Source organism: Thiomonas sp. X19 (genome assembly GCF_900089495.1).
In the GTDB taxonomy this organism is placed as follows: Bacteria; Pseudomonadota; Gammaproteobacteria; order Burkholderiales; family Burkholderiaceae_C; genus Thiomonas_A.
Genome location: NZ_LT605203.1, coordinates 1,430,789 through 1,444,679, shown reverse-complemented (window position 1 = coordinate 1,444,679; position 13,891 = coordinate 1,430,789). Strand labels below are relative to the sequence as shown.

The window sequence follows — 13,891 nt, the reverse complement described above, 5'->3', positions numbered from 1 at the left end:
GATGAAAATCAACATGCGAGTGTATCAGTAGCGCTGTTTGCGGCGAGTGTGACCAAAACGATGCGCGTAGGCCATATCATGCGGCAGGTTTCACCATCCAGACCTATTTCATAACCACGCGTTGATCATGAGCGAACATCCATCCCAGTCTTCCAACGAAAGCGGCGAACTGCCATTCGCATCCACGCTGCGCAAGACCATCATCATTTTGCTGGTGGGTTTTGCCACGCCTGTCATTGTCTTGCTATTGATCGTGCATTTCATCTCGGACGAAACCGTGCCTCCGGCAGGATCCTTGTCCCTGTCGACGGCGGCTGTCGATCAGCGCGTTGCAGCTGTGGGACAAGTTGCCGTCGCTTCCAGCGCAAAAGCCGCTTCGCAGGCCAATGCAGCGTCCATGTCGAGCGCTGCGCCGGCCCCGGCGGCTTCGGCCACAGCGACTGCGGCGGCGGCCTCGCAACCCGCCGGCGGCGCCCCAGCGGCAGCGGCGGTCACCGTTGCCAGCGCCGATGCAGGCAAGACGTTGTATGAGTCGACCTGCATTGCCTGTCATGGTGCAGGCATTGCGGGTGCGCCGAAATTTGGCGACAAGGATGCCTGGGCGCCGATCATCGCGCAAGGCGTACCGGTGCTTTACGACCGCGCCATTCACGGCTACACCGGCAAGCGCGGCATGATGCCGCCCAAGGGTGGCAGCACCGCCAGCGATGCGGACGTGAAGGCCGCGGTGGACTACATGGTGGCGGCGGCGAAGTCATAGCAACACCTCGCCAGGCATGGCCAAGGCGCCCCGTTCGCGCCTTGGCAGGCACCCACGAAAAAGCCCGCATCTCGCGGGCTTTTTCGTGGGTGCGGTCTCGGATGGGCAGGCGGCGGATGGCGCGCCGGGCGGCGCGCTCACGTCAAGCCATCGACATGTGCGGATGGCTGGATTTGAAAACCGAGGCGGCTGCGCAAATCCGGGGCCGACATGGGTTCCAAAACCATGGGCGCGAACCCAGGCAGGGACAGCAGGCGCAGCGTATCGTCCAGCCAGGGCGCCAGGAGGCTCGTATCCAGGCTATGGACAATGCCCGGCCCTTCGCTGCTGGCAAAAAACAGCCGCCCGAGGGCATCGACATACCCAGCGCTGATGTCGCAGGGCTTGCCGGTATGGGTCTGCCAGCGGGGCAGGTCGTCGAGGCTCTCGCCAACCTGCAAGCGCAGCACCAGCGGTGCGGCTTCCAGATCCACATAAACACGCTGCGGCCCGTTCTGAAAAAACCAGTAGCCGCGTTCATCCGCCGCGTAATTGCGCTGGATGAAGTCGATCAATTTTTCGTGCAGCACGCGGCTGGCCCCGGCTTTGTCGAGCCGGCCCTGGGCATCGCGCGGCCAGGGGTGAATCTCCGCGTCGCGGATCCACCACTGCCCGCGCGCATCCAGCGCCAGCCAGCCGGTACAGGCTGGAACATTGGGCCAACGCAACAGGGCCTTGCGAACCAGTTCATCCATGGCTGTTGTTGACCAAGAAATGCCCGGACGCTCAAACACCATGCTGGAAAAAATGCAGCAGGCGTTGCGGCATCCATGCAATGTGCCCCGGGATAGGTCCCTGGGCAAAACCGACATGGCCGCCTTGCTCGGGTTGCTCCAGCCACACACCAGGGGCAACTTCGCCGGCTGCAGGCAAGGCCGCCGCCGGCAGAAAGGGGTCGTTGCGGGCATTGATGACCAGCGCCGGCAGGCGGATGCTGGCGAGGTGGGGTTTGCTGGAGGCGCGGAGCCAGTAGTCGCCGGCATCCCGAAAGCCATGCACGGGTGCGGTGAAGGCGTTGTCGAAGTCGTACAGGTCACGAGCGGTGGCAATGGCCTGCTCATCGGCCACGCCCGGATGCAGGCGGATCATGGCCAGCGCCTTGGGCTTGAGTGTGCGCAGGAACATGGGCGTGTACACCCTGCGGTTGAAGCCGCGGGAAATGGCCGCGCCACCAGCTGCCAAGTCCATCGGAGCGCTGACGCTGGCCAGCGCCTGGACGACTGCGGCTGCCTGCGTGCCTGCCTCTTGAGCCCAGCGCAACAAGGCGTTGCCGCCGAGCGAGATGCCGGCCGCGTAGATGGGGCCGGCATGCGAGCTGCGAAACCGCCGCAGGACCCAGTCGACCTCCTGCCAGTCGCCCGAGTGGTAGGCGCGTGGCGCGCGGTTGAGTTCGCCGGAACAGCCGCGGAAATGCGGCACGGCCGTGCGCCAGCCGGCAAGCCGGCAGGCCTGCGCGGTGGCCTGCGCATAGTGGCTGCGAGATGAACCTTCCAGGCCATGAAACAGCACCAGCAACGGCCTTGGTGCTGATGCTGCGTCAGCCACGCGCGCAACTGGCGCAACGGGATCGATGCGATCGACATCGATGAAATCGCCATCGGGCGTATCCCAGCGTTCGCGCATCCAGGCGAGCGCTGGGATGGGCGTTGCCGTGAGGGCTCCCAGCCCTCTGCCTTGCGGCAGCCGCCCCCCAGGGGGAATGACAAAACTTCGGTCAGCCGTGCCTTGTCTCATGGGACGCGAAAACAGCGCCGGCCAGATGGTCTGAGCCTGGCCTCCAGGCAGCCAGCACGGCGCGGTGTAGGCAGCCGGCTGCGGCCCGTTGAACGTATCGATGGTGCTCGGCGCTGCGACGGACATGGCTGCATCGGCCGGGCCGGCAACGTCAGCGGTCGAGTCGTGGCCACGCTTCAATGCAGACGCTCCGAAGTGGCCATGACTTCGGCCGCTTCGTGGGCCGTACCGGGGCTGGCGTGGTGCAGCACCAGGCGCCAGCCGTCGGGTGTCTTGATGTAGACATTGGTGGCGAGCACGAAGGCGAACTGCTGCTCCCCCGGATCGCTCTGCACCAGCACGCGCTCGACCACGTTGTGCACGGCGCCACCCAGGGTGATGGTGCGCAGCACCCGCTCGGGCGTGATGCGCACCGGGCCAACCGCGAACAGTTGCTCGAAGCTGGCGCGTATGGCTGCCGGGCCGACGAGGCGCGGGCCGCCCGGATGCACGCAGACCAGATCGTCCTCATCGGCCCAGACCCGCATGAGCGCATCCACATCGGCCATTTGCAGGGCCTCGTAAAAGGCGGCCTCGGCGGCTTCCGCCGAGCTTTGCAAACCTGCTCGCTGCGATGTTGCGCGTGGCATGAAGCACTCCTCGATGTTCGGTTCGACACAACTGCACGGCAGCGGCAACTCCAGCACCGTTGCAGACTTGATTTGAACACCACCGTTTCAAACCCACTCGCGGCCCCTGTCGCGACACCCAGGCCTGGCGGCAAGGGCACGCGTGCCGCTCAAGCGAAGCGCGAGCTGTGCGAAGCGCACGGGCACATCGCAAGATCCGCCGGCCGGCCCTGGGTTGGCCCGCAAAGAAAGACACGCCAGGATGCCGCCAGAGCCATCGCGACGGCCGATTAAATCTGGCTTAAAAACCGGGCACAAACCTGGCCTAAAGCCTCGCAGCGGGAAACCGATCATGACTTCGGCAAGTCTCATCACGATGAGACCGCCTCTTGCTCAACGGCCCATCGGGGTGGACTGGCCTGCCCGGTGCCTGCCAACGCTTTGCTGCGTTCGCGAACATGGCATGGGCGGGCTCTCTTCATTCGGGCCGAGGCGCCATGGCGGCCACGATGGCCTGCAGTCTTGCAGGCCATCGTGCGGTCGCACGGCGGTTGTTCCTGTCATTCCAAGGAGTTGCCATCATGAAACACTTTCCAACATCCCTGAAATGTGTCGCCCTCCTGGCCGCGGCCTTGCTGCCCCTGGCTGCCTCGCAAGCCCATGCCGCTGCCATCCATACCCAGGGTTCCATCCAGTACGTCTGTGGCGGCGTCGGCCAAGGTTCCCTGCAGAAAATGCAGGCGCAAGCCGCCAAGTTCAACCTCGGCTTCTGGATGGTGAAGGGGCCGCAAGGGGAGTATCTGGCCAATGTGCCGGTGAAGGTCATGCAAAACGGCAAGACCCTGGCCAAGTTCACCGTTGGCGGGCCGTTGTGCTACCTCAAGGCACCAGCGGGCACCTACACCATCGAGGGGCGCCATGACGGCCAGTTGCGCACCATCCGGGCGCAGAGCGGCACCACGGCGCACTATTTGCGTTGGTGAGCGTGTCGCGTGCCGCGTGAAGTTGCTTGCCGCCATCGCCTGAATCGCTGCAGACGTCACCGACTTGAGTCCGCTGGAACGGCTTATGCATGTTCCTGAGGCGTTTTTCGTTCCCGGAGACCGGTCATGTTGGACAGCGTCAAGACCAAATTTTCGCATGTCAGGCCAGGCGATACCGTGTTCAAGGGCGAGGGCCTGCGCGATTTTTTCCACGACCGCGATCCGGGCATCAAGGAGGCCACCAATGGCCGAGTGGTTTCCCATCTGGTGAAGGCCACCGACATCCCGCCCGAGACTGGCGGCACCGGCTGGCATTTCCATGCGGCCGACTTCCAGATCGTCATCATGACCAAGGACTGGGCGCGCTTCATGTACGAGGACCAGGACACGCTGGTGGCGGCAGGCGACGTGGTGCGCATCAATGCCCGGGCATCTTGCATTGCCTCTACGACGACTCGCCCGGCATGGAGTATCTGGAAATCGTCGGCCCGGCCGACTTCGGCACGGTCGATGCCGAAGGCCCTTGCGCGATTCCACCACCCACGCCCTGGAAATAGCTTGCGGTGCCGGGCACCATGACCTGTGCGCCGCAGGCACGGAGCAGCCAGCTTCAGAACTCCCTATCGAGTTCGTCGATGTCGGTGTGCTCCCGGCTCGCAGCGGCCAGCCATTCCTGCATTTCCGGCATGGACATGATGCGTGCGGCATACGCGGTGCAGGCGCCATCGAGCGCCACGTCGTAGGTCATGAAGCGGGTCACCACCGGGGCGTACATGGCGTCGGCCATGCCGCGCTTGCCGAACAGGAACGGGCCGCCGTAAGTCGTCAGGCATTCGTGCCAGATGGCGAGAATGCGCTCGATATCGGCTTGCGCCCGGGCCCATACCTTGTAGCCGGGGTAATGGCGCTTGAGGTTCATGGGCAGGGCCGAGCGCAGGTTGGCGAAGCCGGAATGCATCTCGCCACTGATGGCGCGGCAATGCGCGCGCATCGCCAGGGTTTCGGGCAGCAGGCCGGCCTTGGGCTTGACCTCGTTGAGGTACTCGGCAATGGCCAGGGTATCCCACACCTTGATGCCGTTGTGCGTCAGGCAAGGCACCAGGATGGAGGGCGACAACAGCAACAATTCCTGGCGCGCTCCGGCGGCGTCGGGCGAGACCAGGATTTCGTCGAAATCCAGCTTGGCGAACTTGGCGAGCAGCCAACCCCGTAGCGACCAGGACGAGTAATTCTTGCTGCTGATGCTGAGCGTGGTGCACGCCATGGCCTCGTCTCCGCTGTGTGTATGCCAGGACCGGCGGCGATGCCCGGTCCATGTCAGATTCCAAGCAAGCGCTGTGCCAGCGCGGGCCGCCAGGCCGCGTCAGCTTGGCCCGGAGAAGCGACCGAGTTCCCTGGATGCACGGGCAAACGGCTTGAAACTTGCTTGCTTGAACAAGCACCCCAGCCATCGACACAGGGCGCCCAGACGACCGCGAGCGGCAACGCCGTTTCAACCCGTGAGACCGCCATGCTCGACCAAACCGACGAAACCCAGGCCGACATGCTTTGGCCTCTGCGCGAGTTCGCGCGCATGGCCGCACCTGCATGGCGTGACGCACCATAGCCATGCCTGATGAACAGGCCGCCGTCACGCCCTTTTGCGCCCTGCTGCATTTTCGCAAGGGCATGGAGCACCCGGGACCGGCTGCGCTCATCGTCGCGCTCATCTCCGGGCACTTCGCCACGCTGCTGCGCGAAACCGCACGCACCATGCTGCAGGACCATGATGTCTACATCACCGACTGGCACAACGCCCGCGACGTGCCACTGCGCGAAGGCCGCTTCGGTCTGGACGAATACACCGGGCACCTGATGCGCTTCCTCGAGGTCATCGGCCCCGGCTCGCACCTCATGGCCATCTGCCAGCCCAGCGTGCCGGCACTGGCCGCCACCGCGCTGATGGCCGAGGACCGCAACCCCGCCACGCCCGCCAGCCTGACCCTGATGGCCGGGCCCGTCGACTGCCGCATCAGCCCCACCGGGGTCAACCCGCTGGCCACTTCGAAGCCCATCGAACGGTTCGCGCAAAACCTGGTCAGCCCGGTGCCACTGCAGTGCAAAGGTGCCGGGCGGGATGTCTACCCGAGCTTCCTGCAACTCACGGCTTTTCTCAACATGAACCTGGAGCGCCACACCGGCATGTTCCGCCAGTATTTCGACGACCTGGTGGAGGGCAATACCGACCGCGCCCAGTCCACCCGCAAGTTCTACAAGGAGTGTTTCGCCGTGGCCGATCCGCCCGACGGGTTCGATCTGGAAGCCGCCGTGTTTCAGGACTACGACCTGCCGCGCGGCGCCCTCACCTTCCGCGATCGTCCGGTACGACCCGCAGCCATTCGCAACACCGCGCTGCTCACGGTGGAAGGCGGGCGCGACGACATCTGCACACTCGTCCAGACCCTGGCTGCGCAGGACCCTTGCAGCAACATCCACCCTTGCCAGCGCACGCATTACGTCCAGGCGGGCGTGGGGCATTACGGCGTGTTCAGCGGCAAGCGCTGGCAGCAGCAGATCTATCCCGTGGTCCGCAACGTCCCCCGTGGTGCGCACCACAGGGGAGAAGCCCCTCCCCCACGTCTGGGGAAGGTTGGGAGGGAGTAATGTGTTGCGCCAAAGAACCTCCCCGCCTGCGGAGAGGGCGCAGCGCAGGGTGCGTCAGCCGTTCTTGATACGGCTGACGATGGCCGCTGTGAAGGTCTTGGTGTCGGCGTTGCCGCCGAGGTCGCCGGTGCGAACCTTGTCCACATTGAGCGTGCCGGAGATGGCCTGGCGCAGGCGCGTGGCCTTGTCGTGCAGCTTGACGTGGTCGAGCATCAGCGCCGCGGCCAGCATCAGCGCGATGGGGTTGGCCAAACCCTTGCCGGCGATGTCGGGCGCCGAGCCGTGCACCGCCTCGAAGATGGCCGCATCCTGGCCGATGTTCGCGCCTGGCGCCATGCCCAGCCCGCCCACCAGCCCGGCGGCCAGGTCCGACAAAATATCGCCGAACAAGTTGGTTGTGACCAGGGTGTCGAATTGCCAGGGGTTGATCACCAGTTTCATGCAGCAGGCGTCGACGATGACGTTGTCCAGATCGATCCGCCCGGCGTACTTCTCGCCATGCAACTGATAGGCGGTTTCCAGGAAGATGCCGGTGAGCGCCTTCATGATGTTGGCCTTGTGCACCACCGTCACTTTCTTGCGCCCGAGGGCAATGGCGGTTTGGAAGGTGTAGTTCAGGATGTTGAGCGCGCCCTGCCGGGTGTTCACCCCGGTGGCGATGGCCACGGCGTGCGGGTCGTCGTTGATCGGGATGTAATGCTCGTAGCCCATGTACAGCCCTTCGACGTTCTCGCGAAACACCAGCAGGTCGATGTCGTCGAAGCGTCCGCCCGGCACCATGGTCTTGGTCGGGCGCATATTGGCATAGAGCTTGAAGGCCTCGCGCAGGCGCACATTGCTGGAGCGGTAGCCGCCGCCGGAGGGCGTTTCCAGCGGGCCCTTGAGCGCCAGGCGGGTGCGGCGAATGCTGTCGAGCGTGACCGGCGGCAACGGGTCGCCCGCGGCATGCACCCCGGCCAGGCCGGCCACCTGCACGTCCCAGTCGAACGGCGCTTGCAGCGCGGCCAGCGCGGCCAGCGTCGCGTCCATGATCTCGGGACCGATGCCGTCGCCGGCAATCAGGGTGGCGGGAATGCGTGTGCTCATGGAGTCTCCAACAATGAAAAGGCTGCCTGCAGAAAAGGTCCGCAGGCAGCCTGTAAGCATAAGCCGTGCCCATGAATGCCCCGCCCGGGCCGATGCGCCACGACTGCGCCGCCAAGCCCTTCTCAGCCCTGACCGGGCTCCAAAAAGCCCCCTGCGCGCCAAGTCAGCACCAGGGTGTCGCGCCAGCCGGGTTGGGTCGGATCCGTGGGCAGGATGGGGGTGGATTCGTGGATCACGCGGCTGTCGTCCATCAGCAGCGCGCTCCACGGCTGCTCCAGGGTGAAACGCACGCCGTGAGGTCCGTCGGCCTGGAACACGCGGGTTTCGCCACCGCGAATGCCGTGGCGCTGCACCAGGATGACGGCGACGAAGTCGACCCCGTCGCGATGCGCGCCCTCGGGCGTGGGGCGGCCTATGCCTTCGTGGGTGTCGATACGGAATTGGTGGGCTTCGACAAACCATTGCCGCTGTGGCCGCAATTGCGCGAACAGGCGCCCCAGCCCGAGCAGCAGTGCCGCCATGCAGGGCAAGGCCAGCAAGCCCGCGTCGAGCGGCGCGTACCAGCGCAGCATGCCGCCGTGCAGGGCGTTGTAGGTGGTGGGCTGGTAATGGGCGCGGTGCGGCGCCAAGGCCAACTCGTTCTCGCCCGCGGCGGCTCGCAGCTTGTGGATGTAGCTGGCGTGGCGGCGGCTGCGGTAATGCCCGCCGTCTTTCAGATAGCTGTCCGGCGGCAGTGCGTTCCAGTAGGCGGCGGCCTGGTCGCAGGCTTGCGCGCCCAGGCCGCACAACGCCGCCAATTCGGCGGCCGACAGCACGGCGTAGCCCGCGGCGCACAGGCGCTCTGCGGCGTCGGCATGGTTGCCTGCCGCAGGCTCGCCGCCGGCGGCAAAACCGGCGACAGCCTCGTCCAAGGTGGTGAGCCCGCGGTTCATGGCTGGCTCACTTGCCCCAACCGTCTTTGAGCGTGGCGGTGCGGTTGAACACCAGATGGCCGGGCGCATGGTCTTTCGCGTCGGCCACGAAATAGCCGTGGCGCTCGAACTGCACGCTCTGCCCCGGCTGGGTCGAGGCTTGGCCGGGTTCGACCCAGGCTTGCGCGATGCGCAGGCTCTCGGGGTTGAGCATGGAGAGAAAATCGCGCCCGCCGGCATCCGGCTGGGCCTCGGTGAACAGGCGCTCGTACAGGCGCACTTCGGCGGACAAGGCATCGGCCGCGGCCACCCAGGTGATGACGCCCTTGACCTTCACCGCTGCGGCGCCGGGCGTGCCGCTTTTGGTGTCGGCAACCAGGGTGGCCTGCACTTCCGTCACCCGGCCTTGCGCATCCAGCGTGGCGCCGGTGCACTCGATCACATGGCCGTATTTCAGGCGCACGCGGCTGCCGGGAAACAGGCGGAAAAAGCCTTTGGGCGGATCGAGCACAAAGTCGTCGCGCTCGATCCACAGCTCGCGGCCGAACTTGAAGTGGCGCGTGCCCCACTCGGGATGGTGGGGATGCACAGGAGCCTGGCAATCGTCCAGCATGCCGGCGCCCATCAGCGCGTCCCAGTTGGTGAGCACGAGCCTGACGGGGTCGAGCACGGCCATGGCGCGCGCGGCCAGCGGATCGAGGTCTTCGCGCAGCGCGCCTTCGAGCGTGGCGTAGTCGATCCATGAATCGGACTTAGTCACGCCGATGCGCTCGGCGAACAAACGCAGGCTGGCTGCGGTGTAGCCGCGGCGGCGCAGCCCGGCGATGGTGGGCAGGCGCGGGTCGTCCCAGCCGGCCACATGGCCTTCGTTCACCAGTTGCGCCAGCTTGCGTTTGCTGGTGACGACATAGCCGAGGTTGAGGCGGGCGAACTCATGCTGGTGCGGTAGCGGCCGGGCGAGCACGCCGAGGTCGGCCAGTTTGCCCAGCACCCAGTCGTAGAACGGGCGCTGGTCTTCGAATTCGAGCGTGCAGATGCTGTGGGTGATGCGTTCCAGCGCGTCCTCGATGGGGTGGGCGAAGGTGTACATCGGGTAGATGCACCAGGCGTTGCCGGTGCGGTGATGCTCGGCGAACTTGATGCGGTAGATGGCCGGATCGCGCAGGTTGATGTTGGGCGAGGCCATGTCGATTTTCGCCCGCAGCACCATGCTGCCTTCCGGGTGCTGGCCAGCACGCATCGCCTCGAAGCGTCGCCGGCTCTCGGCGGCTGGGCGGTCGCGCCAGGGGCTGGCCACACCGGGCTCGGTGAGGGTTCCGCGGTTGCGGCGCATCCCATCGGCGCTTTGTTCGTCGACATAGGCCAGGCCGGCGTCGATCAGGGCGCAGGCGGCTCGCCACATGAGATCGAAGTAGTCGCTGGCGAAATATTCGTGATTCACCCCGCCAGCCACCCAGTCGAAACCCAGCCAGCGCACCGCGTCGCGGATGGCGTGGACGTATTCGTCGTCTTCCTTCTCGGGGTTGGTGTCGTCGAAGCGCAGGTGGCACACGCCGCCATAGTCTTGCGCCAGCCCGAAGTTCAGGCAGATGCTCTTGGCATGGCCGATGTGCAGATAACCATTGGGCTCGGGAGGAAAGCGGGTGCGAATGCGCGCAGCATCGAACGGCGCCTCGGCGAGCTGTTGCGCGTCGCCCGGCACGCCGGCGAAGCGCCGGCCGGCATCGCGCCCGCTCGCCAGGTCGGCCTCGATGATCTGGCGCAGGAAGTTGGAAGCCTTGGGGCTACTGGGTAGATCCGTGGGTTGCATGGGAAATGATGTGAAAAGAGCAATTTTCCGTCAAGCGCGGCGACGAGGGAGCCCTCATGGCGAAAGTCTTCGCATGCCAAGGGCATGGCGCGGCGTGTTGACGGCCAGAATCGCAACGCTCGCCAACGCGTCGTTGATGCCATGCAGCAGGCCCTGGATGCGCTCTCGTCAAGCTCGATGGGATCGGCATCGGTCTCGGCCATGGCGTCAATGACCCGGCGCGGTCTGCATGGCTCTGGCGAAGCGGGAGGGGGCGCGCGGCCTCGTGGCCCAGGCCACGGATGCACCCAGCAAGGTTCCAGCAATCGCGTCGACCACGACATGCTGCTTGGTCGCCAGGGTCGAGAAGACGATCAGCGCGCACCACAGTATGTTGAGGCGACGCATGCGCCTGCCGAAGCCCAGCGCCGGCGCCATCCAGTCCAGCCAGAAAGCGGCAAACACCGCCGTGGCCACATGCAGGGACGGAAAGGCGTTACCGGCCGCGTCGACCCCGCGCAAAATCGCGAAGCCGGGATGCTGCGCCCAGTTGATGGGGAATGCAGGCACCTGGGTGGGCCAGACATAGAACACGCCCAGGCCGATCAGGCAGACGATGGCCATGCGCGCGCCAAAGCCTGTGATCTCGCGCCGCGTCGCCATCAAGGCTGGCGGCAAGCTCACGTACAACCACAGCGAGAAATAGAACGGCAGGGTCCAGGGCTGAAACCCGATCCAGCGGTCGAGGGCCGTCATGGGCATGACCGTGACCGCTCCGTGCGGATGTTTGAGCAACGCAAAGTAGGCCAGAAAAAACACCCAGGTGAACGCCGTGGTGCCGACGGACTTGAACCAGACATGACGCATCATGGTGCGCCATGTCTGCAACGCCAGTGCGCCCGCAGTCGGAGCAGCCGGGGACTCGTTCACACTCGATAAGGCCATGATCGGCTCCCGCCCCGCGCCTCAGCCGCCACGCGGCGTGCGATCAGGCTGGCATGGCTGCCGTACCCGGCCAACTCCGCATGGGCCTGGGCCAGCGGCCGCACCGCCTCGTTGGTGGTCATGGCGGACGTCGCCCAGGTCACCGCAGAGGCCTTGCTGGATGAGTTGGGCAAGCATGCATCCCTCTGAGTTCCCACGGTTTTTTGCCCGCTGATAAGGTCGGCACATGCTAGCAGCGCGTCGCGTCACGGCAGCCAGAAAAACCAGCGGCATGGCTGTGTAGCGAAGGCAAAAATTTTCCTTGAACTTGTCGGCAAGGCGCCCAAAGCCGGCGTTGAAGGCTACAACTTGGGAGATCCCTCATGCTGCGACAAACCCTGCTTGGACTGGCGGCAACAGCCGCCGTTTTCAGCGCTCCAAATGCCCATGCCGGCGACGTCTGGTGGTCCGTTTCGGTCGGTCTGCCGGCCGTGGCCTTCAATGTGCCGCCGCCCATCGCCTACCCCGCTCCGCCACCCATGGTGTATGCGCCGCCTGTCGTCTATGCGCCTCCCCCGGTTGAGTACGCACCACCTCCAATCAGGTACCGGGTTGCGCCACGCCCACCTGTGGTGGCCTACAACGGCTACCCCTATGGCTATGCGCAGGCCGCGTATCCAGGCTGGTGGCCCCGCCCCGACCGCCATGACTGGCATGCATGGAAACATGAGAGACGGGAGCGTCGGCACTGGAAGCATGACAACGACTGATGGATCGGCCTCTTAGTTCTGTCACGTTTTGTCAGATTTATGTGGGGCGTGCTGTCTCCATTGGCCGCTTCGCCGCGTTGATATCGCATACACAAGGCAGACCTCTTCGGAGAACCATCATGCTTCGCACATCTTTATTGGCTTTGACCCTGAGCGCCACAGCCGCGCTGGCACCTGCCGCTCATGCCGACGGGGTGTATTGGTCGCTGGGCGTCGGCGGGCCGGGTGTGGCTGCCAATTTCGGCAACGTCTACCCCGCTCCCCCGGTGTATTACGCCCCACCACCTGCAGTCACCTACTACCCAGGATATATCAGCTATGGCGTCTACAATCGCCCGTGGCATCCAGACCGTGGTTGGCATAGGGGCTGGGGGCGTGAGGACGACGACGACGAGCGCCATTGATCGGCGATTGCAAGCCACTTCACTGTCGGCTTGCGGGGTGATTGAGAAGCAAGGTGGGATGGGACCGGCCCATCTCACCGTCATCGCCCCTTTGGGTTGACGTTCCAAACCGGTCGCCTGCGCCAGACCTCGGCATGGGGTGGGATATGGCCCGAATGCCCGGGCACAAGGCTTGATCTTTTATGATGACGCCTTGATTTGCTTTGTTTTTTGAGCCTTTTGGCAGCCCCATGTCCGATTCTCTGACCGTCCAATCCCCTGCCGATCCCGCTTTCATCCTGGACATCGCGCAGCTCGTCGTCGCCTCGCTCAATCTCGAGACCGCAGCCGCCGACATCGACCCGGACGCACCGCTCTATGGGGATGGCCTGGGCCTGGATTCGATCGACATCCTGGAAATTGCCCTCGTCGTTTCCAAGCAATACGGGGTGCAATTGCGCGCCGATGACGCCGACAACCACCGTATCTTCAGCTCCTTGCGCCACCTGGCCAACCATGTGGCCGCACTGAGAAACCCGTGATCGCAACACGCTCCGGCTTCCTGCGCGGGGCCGTCGCCGCCGCGCTGTGCGTGGCCTATCCGCTGCTGGCCTATCTTGGGGCGCGCGCGCCCCAACCCAACATCCCGGCGGCCATCGTCGCTTTTGCGCCACTTCTGGCCCTGCTGGGCTGGTTGGTCTGGCAGTCCGCGCACCGCTTCGCCGTGTTGCTGCTGGCTGTGCCGAGCGCCTGGCTGCTGTGGAACCAGCGCACAGCCATGCTGCAGCATTACGACTGGGCCTACCTGCTGCAGCATGCAGGGACTCTGGGCTTGCTGGCTTTCATGTTCGGACGCACGCTGCGGCCCGGCTCCACCCCCTTGGTCAGCCGCTTTGCCCAGATTGCCCATGGCAGCATTTCAGCGCGGGTTGCGCGCTACACCCGCGGCGTGACCTGGGCCTGGACGCTTTTTTTCGCTGCCATGACGCTGAGCTCGCTCGTCCTGTTCGTCGCCACGCCGCTGCCGACATGGGCCCTATTCGCCAATCTGTTGTCTCCCTTGCTGGTGCTGGCGCTGTTCGTCGCCGAATACCTGGTGCGACTGCGCGCCCTGCCTGCGCACGAACGCACCGGGCCGATCGAAGCGATTCGGGCTTATGCGCGCTATAGCGTGGAGACGGCCACCCGGCGCGATGCGGCACGCGCGCAGGCCGCCGCGGCCGAGCCCTTCGCCACGCCATCCGCCGAGCGGCGCTGAGAC

Annotated in this window: 16 protein-coding genes and 1 pseudogene; 8 read left to right on the top strand and 9 right to left on the bottom strand. The window is 65.2% G+C overall.

Features of this window, described 5'->3' with window-relative positions:
• Positions 1 to 127: 127 nt before the first annotated feature.
• Positions 128 to 760, top strand: a complete 633-nt coding sequence (locus THIX_RS06755) for a cytochrome c5 family protein (protein WP_112485615.1) — start codon at positions 128 to 130, stop codon at positions 758 to 760.
• 137 nt (positions 761 to 897) lie between these two features.
• Here the strand turns inward: THIX_RS06755 and THIX_RS06750 are convergent, their stop codons facing one another.
• The 3 genes from THIX_RS06750 to THIX_RS06740 are packed head-to-tail and all read right to left on the bottom strand — an operon-like array spanning position 898 to position 3,162.
• Positions 898 to 1,494 carry a DUF2946 family protein gene (locus tag THIX_RS06750; RefSeq protein ID WP_112485614.1) on the bottom strand — a complete coding sequence of 199 codons (597 nt, stop codon included), beginning with the start codon at positions 1,492 to 1,494 and terminating at the stop codon, positions 898 to 900.
• Positions 1,495 to 1,525: 31 nt separating this feature from the next.
• Positions 1,526 to 2,659 (bottom strand): YheT family hydrolase, encoded by a 1,134-nt coding sequence (locus THIX_RS06745; protein ID WP_112488217.1) that lies wholly within the window; start codon positions 2,657 to 2,659, stop codon positions 1,526 to 1,528.
• A gap of 50 nt (positions 2,660 to 2,709) precedes the next feature.
• Positions 2,710 to 3,162 carry a nuclear transport factor 2 family protein gene (locus THIX_RS06740; protein WP_112488216.1) on the bottom strand — a complete coding sequence of 151 codons (453 nt, stop codon included), beginning with the start codon at positions 3,160 to 3,162 and terminating at the stop codon, positions 2,710 to 2,712.
• 560 nt (positions 3,163 to 3,722) lie between these two features.
• Between THIX_RS06740 and THIX_RS06735 the strand changes: the two genes are divergently transcribed.
• Complete coding sequence (locus THIX_RS06735; RefSeq protein ID WP_112485613.1) at positions 3,723 to 4,124, top strand: hypothetical protein; 402 nt, start codon at positions 3,723 to 3,725, stop codon at positions 4,122 to 4,124.
• 126 nt (positions 4,125 to 4,250) lie between these two features.
• Positions 4,251 to 4,681 (top strand): annotated as a pseudogene (locus THIX_RS06730) (cupin).
• 53 nt (positions 4,682 to 4,734) lie between these two features.
• Here THIX_RS06730 and THIX_RS06725 read toward each other — a convergent pair.
• On the bottom strand, positions 4,735 to 5,388 hold the full coding sequence (locus THIX_RS06725) for a glutathione S-transferase family protein (RefSeq protein WP_112485612.1): 654 nt from the start codon (positions 5,386 to 5,388) through the stop codon (positions 4,735 to 4,737).
• Positions 5,389 to 5,732: 344 nt separating this feature from the next.
• On the opposite strand from THIX_RS06725, the gene phaZ reads away from it, so the two are divergent.
• Positions 5,733 to 6,767, top strand: coding sequence for a polyhydroxyalkanoate depolymerase (phaZ, locus tag THIX_RS06720; RefSeq protein ID WP_112485611.1), 1,035 nt, complete (start codon positions 5,733 to 5,735; stop codon positions 6,765 to 6,767).
• A 54-nt stretch (positions 6,768 to 6,821) separates the two neighbouring features.
• Here phaZ and THIX_RS06715 read toward each other — a convergent pair whose 3' ends face one another.
• The 5 genes from THIX_RS06715 to THIX_RS22930 form a co-directional block, all read right to left on the bottom strand.
• Positions 6,822 to 7,853, bottom strand: a complete 1,032-nt coding sequence (locus THIX_RS06715) for an isocitrate/isopropylmalate family dehydrogenase (protein ID WP_112485610.1) — start codon at positions 7,851 to 7,853, stop codon at positions 6,822 to 6,824.
• 122 nt (positions 7,854 to 7,975) lie between these two features.
• Positions 7,976 to 8,785 (bottom strand): 2OG-Fe dioxygenase family protein, encoded by an 810-nt coding sequence (locus THIX_RS06710; protein ID WP_112485609.1) that lies wholly within the window; start codon positions 8,783 to 8,785, stop codon positions 7,976 to 7,978.
• Positions 8,786 to 8,792: 7 nt separating this feature from the next.
• Positions 8,793 to 10,574, bottom strand: a complete 1,782-nt coding sequence (locus THIX_RS06705) for a glutamine--tRNA ligase/YqeY domain fusion protein (RefSeq protein ID WP_112485608.1) — start codon at positions 10,572 to 10,574, stop codon at positions 8,793 to 8,795.
• 207 nt (positions 10,575 to 10,781) lie between these two features.
• Complete coding sequence (locus THIX_RS06700) at positions 10,782 to 11,498, bottom strand: phosphatase PAP2 family protein (RefSeq protein WP_112485607.1); 717 nt, start codon at positions 11,496 to 11,498, stop codon at positions 10,782 to 10,784.
• Complete coding sequence (locus tag THIX_RS22930) at positions 11,480 to 11,671, bottom strand: hypothetical protein (protein WP_146748467.1); 192 nt, start codon at positions 11,669 to 11,671, stop codon at positions 11,480 to 11,482. Before THIX_RS22930 ends, THIX_RS06700 begins: the two co-directional genes overlap by 19 nt.
• Before the next feature lie 189 nt (positions 11,672 to 11,860).
• Here THIX_RS22930 and THIX_RS06695 point away from each other — a divergent pair, with 189 nt between their 5' ends.
• The 4 genes from THIX_RS06695 to THIX_RS06680 all read left to right on the top strand — a co-directional run bounded on the left by THIX_RS06695 (position 11,861) and on the right by THIX_RS06680 (position 13,888).
• Complete coding sequence (locus THIX_RS06695; RefSeq protein WP_112485606.1) at positions 11,861 to 12,247, top strand: hypothetical protein; 387 nt, start codon at positions 11,861 to 11,863, stop codon at positions 12,245 to 12,247.
• A gap of 119 nt (positions 12,248 to 12,366) precedes the next feature.
• Positions 12,367 to 12,651 carry a hypothetical protein gene (locus THIX_RS06690; protein WP_112485605.1) on the top strand — a complete coding sequence of 95 codons (285 nt, stop codon included), beginning with the start codon at positions 12,367 to 12,369 and terminating at the stop codon, positions 12,649 to 12,651.
• A 230-nt stretch (positions 12,652 to 12,881) separates the two neighbouring features.
• Positions 12,882 to 13,172, top strand: a complete 291-nt coding sequence (locus THIX_RS06685) for a phosphopantetheine-binding protein (protein WP_112485604.1) — start codon at positions 12,882 to 12,884, stop codon at positions 13,170 to 13,172.
• Entirely contained in the window at positions 13,169 to 13,888 is a 720-nt protein-coding gene (locus tag THIX_RS06680) for a hypothetical protein (protein ID WP_112485603.1), read from the top strand. The genes THIX_RS06685 and THIX_RS06680 overlap by 4 nt, the downstream gene beginning before the upstream one ends.
• Positions 13,889 to 13,891: the final 3 nt, after the last annotated feature.

What these genes read in the sequence shown, in the direction of transcription:
- THIX_RS06700 (WP_112485607.1), bottom strand. Translation starts at nt 11,498, where the DNA reads ATGGCCTTATCGAGTGTGAACGAGTCCCCGGCTGCTCCGACTGCGGGC.
- phaZ (WP_112485611.1), top strand. Translation starts at nt 5,733, where the DNA reads ATGCCTGATGAACAGGCCGCCGTCACGCCCTTTTGCGCCCTGCTGCAT.
- THIX_RS06705 (WP_112485608.1), bottom strand. Translation starts at nt 10,574, where the DNA reads ATGCAACCCACGGATCTACCCAGTAGCCCCAAGGCTTCCAACTTCCTG.
- THIX_RS06755 (WP_112485615.1), top strand. Translation starts at nt 128, where the DNA reads ATGAGCGAACATCCATCCCAGTCTTCCAACGAAAGCGGCGAACTGCCA.
- THIX_RS06745 (WP_112488217.1), bottom strand. Translation starts at nt 2,659, where the DNA reads ATGTCCGTCGCAGCGCCGAGCACCATCGATACGTTCAACGGGCCGCAG.
- THIX_RS06715 (WP_112485610.1), bottom strand. Translation starts at nt 7,853, where the DNA reads ATGAGCACACGCATTCCCGCCACCCTGATTGCCGGCGACGGCATCGGT.
- THIX_RS06710 (WP_112485609.1), bottom strand. Translation starts at nt 8,785, where the DNA reads ATGAACCGCGGGCTCACCACCTTGGACGAGGCTGTCGCCGGTTTTGCC.
- THIX_RS06725 (WP_112485612.1), bottom strand. Translation starts at nt 5,388, where the DNA reads ATGGCGTGCACCACGCTCAGCATCAGCAGCAAGAATTACTCGTCCTGG.
- THIX_RS06695 (WP_112485606.1), top strand. Translation starts at nt 11,861, where the DNA reads ATGCTGCGACAAACCCTGCTTGGACTGGCGGCAACAGCCGCCGTTTTC.
- THIX_RS06735 (WP_112485613.1), top strand. Translation starts at nt 3,723, where the DNA reads ATGAAACACTTTCCAACATCCCTGAAATGTGTCGCCCTCCTGGCCGCG.
- THIX_RS06685 (WP_112485604.1), top strand. Translation starts at nt 12,882, where the DNA reads ATGTCCGATTCTCTGACCGTCCAATCCCCTGCCGATCCCGCTTTCATC.
- THIX_RS06740 (WP_112488216.1), bottom strand. Translation starts at nt 3,162, where the DNA reads ATGCCACGCGCAACATCGCAGCGAGCAGGTTTGCAAAGCTCGGCGGAA.
- THIX_RS06750 (WP_112485614.1), bottom strand. Translation starts at nt 1,494, where the DNA reads ATGGATGAACTGGTTCGCAAGGCCCTGTTGCGTTGGCCCAATGTTCCA.
- THIX_RS06690 (WP_112485605.1), top strand. Translation starts at nt 12,367, where the DNA reads ATGCTTCGCACATCTTTATTGGCTTTGACCCTGAGCGCCACAGCCGCG.